This window comes from Streptomyces murinus, from assembly GCF_002154555.1.
GTDB classification, from domain to species: domain Bacteria; phylum Actinomycetota; class Actinomycetes; order Streptomycetales; family Streptomycetaceae; genus Streptomyces; species Streptomyces murinus.
On the sequence record NZ_MUNF01000439.1, the window covers coordinates 1 to 3,789 of the forward strand.

The 3,789-nt window shown below is 71.0% G+C and carries 3 protein-coding genes and 1 pseudogene; 1 reads left to right on the forward strand and 3 read right to left on the reverse strand.

The window, feature by feature from the left end:
- From CCN72_RS25380 to afsQ1, 3 genes and pseudogenes are all read right to left on the reverse strand, one after another.
- Nucleotides 1–353 (reverse strand): annotated as a pseudogene (locus tag CCN72_RS25380) (hypothetical protein); the annotation flags it as partial.
- Nucleotides 353–1,942 carry a sensor histidine kinase gene (locus CCN72_RS25385; RefSeq protein WP_086809915.1) on the reverse strand — a complete coding sequence of 530 codons (1,590 nt, stop codon included), beginning with the start codon at nucleotides 1,940–1,942 and terminating at the stop codon, nucleotides 353–355. The gene CCN72_RS25385 and the pseudogene CCN72_RS25380, both read right to left, overlap by 1 nt.
- Nucleotides 1,939–2,616, reverse strand: coding sequence for a two-component system response regulator AfsQ1 (gene afsQ1, locus CCN72_RS25390; RefSeq protein WP_086809919.1), 678 nt, complete (start codon nucleotides 2,614–2,616; stop codon nucleotides 1,939–1,941). The genes CCN72_RS25385 and afsQ1 overlap by 4 nt, the downstream gene beginning before the upstream one ends.
- A 354-nt stretch (nucleotides 2,617–2,970) precedes the next feature.
- On the opposite strand from afsQ1, the gene CCN72_RS25395 reads away from it, so the two are divergent.
- Nucleotides 2,971–3,759 (forward strand): SigE family RNA polymerase sigma factor, encoded by a 789-nt coding sequence (locus CCN72_RS25395; protein WP_086809917.1) that lies wholly within the window; start codon nucleotides 2,971–2,973, stop codon nucleotides 3,757–3,759.
- Nucleotides 3,760–3,789: the final 30 nt, after the last annotated feature.

The window sequence follows — 3,789 nt, forward strand, 5'->3', positions numbered from 1 at the left end:
GCGGAACGTTCCGCCGAGGAGGGTGCCGTGGCCAGCTGGTCCAGCAGACCCTGGGCCACCATCACCCGGCGGCGGTCGTCGGGGGTGCCCTCCGGGACTCGTACCGTACGGTCCACCGTCACCAGGGACGACCCGCACAGCAGGAAGACCTGCACGGGCACGCCCTGTTGGGTCGCCTGGCCCGAGCCCGTCAGGGAGCAGGGGACCCGCGAGGGCGCCGGGCCGAAGTCGGTCGGTACCTGGGTGGCGCGGATGCCGCAGCCGGTGAGCAGGGCGCCCAGGAGGGGCAGGGCGAGCCATCGGCGCCCGTGTCGTGATCGTCGTCGTATCGTCATCGTCGTCGTCATCGCCATCACCCCTCCTTCCCTTGCGTCGCGCTGCCGTTGCCGTTCTTCTTCTCGCTGCTCCCGTCCGGTTCCTCCGTCAGTTCCGAGGCGTCCCGGGGCAATCGGAGGGTGAACACGGCTCCGCCCTCGGGGGAGTTGGCGGCGGTGATCTCGCCGCCGTGGATGTGCGCGTTCTCCATCGCGATGGAGAGGCCGAGGCCGCTGCCCTCCGAACGGGGGCGCGAGGCGCTGGCCTTGTAGAAGCGGTCGAAGACGTGCGGGAGGACGTCCTCGGGGATGCCGGGGCCGTGATCGCGGACCCGGATGACCACCGAGTCGGACGCCTCGCGCACCGAGACCCGGACCGGTGAGCCGCCGTGCTTGAGGGCGTTGCCGATCAGGTTGGCGAGGATCACGTCGAGGCGGCGCGGGTCGAGGCGGGCGTGGATGCCGCGCTCGGCGTCCAGTTCCACCGCGTCCAGCCAGGCGCGGGCGTCGATGCAGGCGGTGATCTGGTCGGCGACGTCCACGTCGTCCAGGACCAGCCGGGCGGTGCCCGCGTCGAAGCGGGTGACCTCCATGAGGTTCTCGACCAGGGTGTTCAGGCGGCGCGTCTCGCTGACGACCAGGCGGACGGCCGGCTCGATCATCGGGTCCATGCTGCCCGCGTCCGCGTCCAGCTCCTCCTCCAGCACCTCCGTGACGGCGGTGATGGCGGTGAGCGGCGTACGCAGCTCATGGCTCATGTCGGCGACGAAGCGCCGGGAGGCGTCGTCCCGCGCGGCCATGTCCGCGACCCGCTTCTCCAGTGCCTCCGCCGCGTTGTTGAACGTCCGGGACAGATCGGCGAGTTCGTCCGTGCCGGACACGCGCAGCCGGGTGTCCAGCTTGCCCTCGCCGAGGCGGCGGGCGGCGACCCCGAGGCGGTGCACCGGCTTCAGTACGGTCGTGGCGGCGGCCTGCGCGAGCAGCGCGGCGCCGATCAGCGCGAGGCCGGTCGCGATGCCCAACGACCAGGCCAGCGAGTCGAGATCCTTCGCCTCCGGCTCCAGGGACTTCGCCATGTAGCCGGTCGGACCGCCGCCGATCACCCGGGTGCCGGCGACCAGGTACGGCGTGCCGTGGTCCACGACGCGCTGCCAGTACAGGTGATACGGCTGCTTGTTGGTGTCGCTGATCTCCTGCTGCCGGTCCACCGCCGTGCGCAGCGACTTGGGCACGTCCTCCAGGGAAAACCCGTTGATGCCACCGGAGTTGCCGTACACCGTCTTGCCGCGCGCGTCCTGGCCGACCAGGAGCACGCTGAAGCTCTGACTGCTGGACGCCATCTGCCCGGCGGTGCGCTGGAGTTCGTCCTGGGTCGGATGGACGGGCAGCGCGCCCGCGCGGTTCTGCATCTCCTGGCGGAAATCGCGCAGCACCGCGTCCTGGGCGCGGGTGAGCACCGCCTCGCGGTTGAGCCAGTAGGCGATGCCCGACGCCGACACCGCGGCGGTGAGCGCGACCAGGCCGAAGACGACGACCAGCCGCAGCCGCAGACTGGTGAACCTGAGCCGGGACAGACCCCCCTTGCGCCCCGCGGACCAGCCGCGCGGCCCCCCTCGCGTATCGCTCACGAAGGAGTGTCCAGGCGGTAGCCGACACCACGGACCGTACGGATCAGGGTCGGGGACGAGGGCACGTCCTCCACCTTGGCGCGCAGCCGCTGCACACACGCGTCCACCAGGCGGGAGTCGCCCAGGTAGTCGTGCTCCCACACCAGCCGCAGCAGCTGCTGGCGGGACAGCGCCTGGCCCGGGCGGCGGCTCAGCTCCAGGAGCAGCCGCAGCTCGGTCGGGGTGAGCTGGAGGTCCTCGCCGTTCTTCGTCACGGTCATCGCCGAGCGGTCGATGACCAGGCTGCCGAAGCTCGCCGAGTCGCTGGACTCGCGCTCGCCGCGGCGCAGCACGGCCCGGATCCGGGCGTCCAGCACCCGGCCCTGGACCGGTTTGACCACATAGTCGTCGGCGCCGGACTCCAGTCCGACGACCACGTCGATGTCGTCGCTGCGCGCGGTCAGCAGGATGATCGGCAACTGGTCCGTGCGCCGGATGCGCCGGCACACCTCGAACCCGTCGATACCGGGCAGCATCACATCCAGCACGATCAGGTCCGGCCGCTGCTCGCGCAGCAGCTTCAGACCGTCCTCGCCACTGGCAGCGGTGGCCACACGGTGTCCCTGGCGCGTCAGTGAGAGCTCCAGGGCCGTACGGATGGCGTCGTCGTCCTCGATCAGCAACAGGGAAGGCACCCGCTCATTCTGGCCCATGGACGGGGTGTCGTACGACCTGTCGGCCACAGCCCCGCAGGATCCCCACGACCCGCTCCGGGCTAGCGCCACCGGCTGTGCACTTCCTGTGACGGCGCCGATGGCCGGGGGCCCTGTGACAGGTCTGTGACAGTCGGGGGACACACCGATGAAGTCACCCCGGCAGGCTTTTCGTCACGGGCACGGCGAGCAGCCGGATCCGGCCGAAATGGCCGGAACAGCCCGGAGCACGACCGGGCGAGGGTCCGGGGTACGACCGGGCGAGGGCTCGGGGTACGACCGGGCGAGGCCCGGAGCGGGACAGAAGCACCGGAAGTCCACGACGGGGAGCGCGAGATGAACACGCTGCACAGCATCAGCACCAGCGCAGTGGTCACGCGTCTGCACGACGTGCACCGGGGTTCGGAGAAGTCCGGTGCTGAAGGGGGTGCCTCCCGCGCGAGTGCGTTCGAGCGTGGGGGAGGGCGGGGGTGCGCTCGCGGTGCCGGGCGTCAGCACGGTGTGTACGGGCAGCAGCCCTACATGTCGGTGATCGACGCGCGTACGGGGGACACGCACGGGGGAAGCGCGTACAAGGAGGACACGGGGGAGCGTCGCTCGCTGACGGAGGCGGAGTTCACCGCCTACGTCCAGGAGCGTCGCGCCTCCCTGTACGCGACCGCCTACCACCTGACCGGCGACCGTTTCGAGGCCGAGGACCTGCTCCAGAGCGCGCTGTTCTCGACCTACCGGGCGTGGGACCGGATCAGCGACAAGGCGGCCGTCGGCGGCTACCTGCGGCGCACGATGACGAACCTGCACATCAGCGCCTGGCGGCGCCGCAAGCTCAACGAGTACCCGACCGAGGAACTGCCCGAGACGCCCGGCGAGACGGACGCGATGCGCGGCACCGAGCTGCGCGCGGTCCTGTGGCAGGCGCTGGCCCGGCTGCCCGAGCTCCAGCGCACCATGCTGGTCCTGCGCTACTACGAGGGCCGTACGGACCCGGAGATCGCGGACATACTCAACATCAGTGTCGGCACGGTGAAGTCCAGCATCTGGCGCTCGCTCCGCCGGCTGCGCGAGGACGAGGTCCTCAGCTTCGGCCGTGACGAGGAGAGCGCCTTCGGCGAACTGGTCGCCTGAGGTACGGGGGAAACACGGGGGACGGGGGCC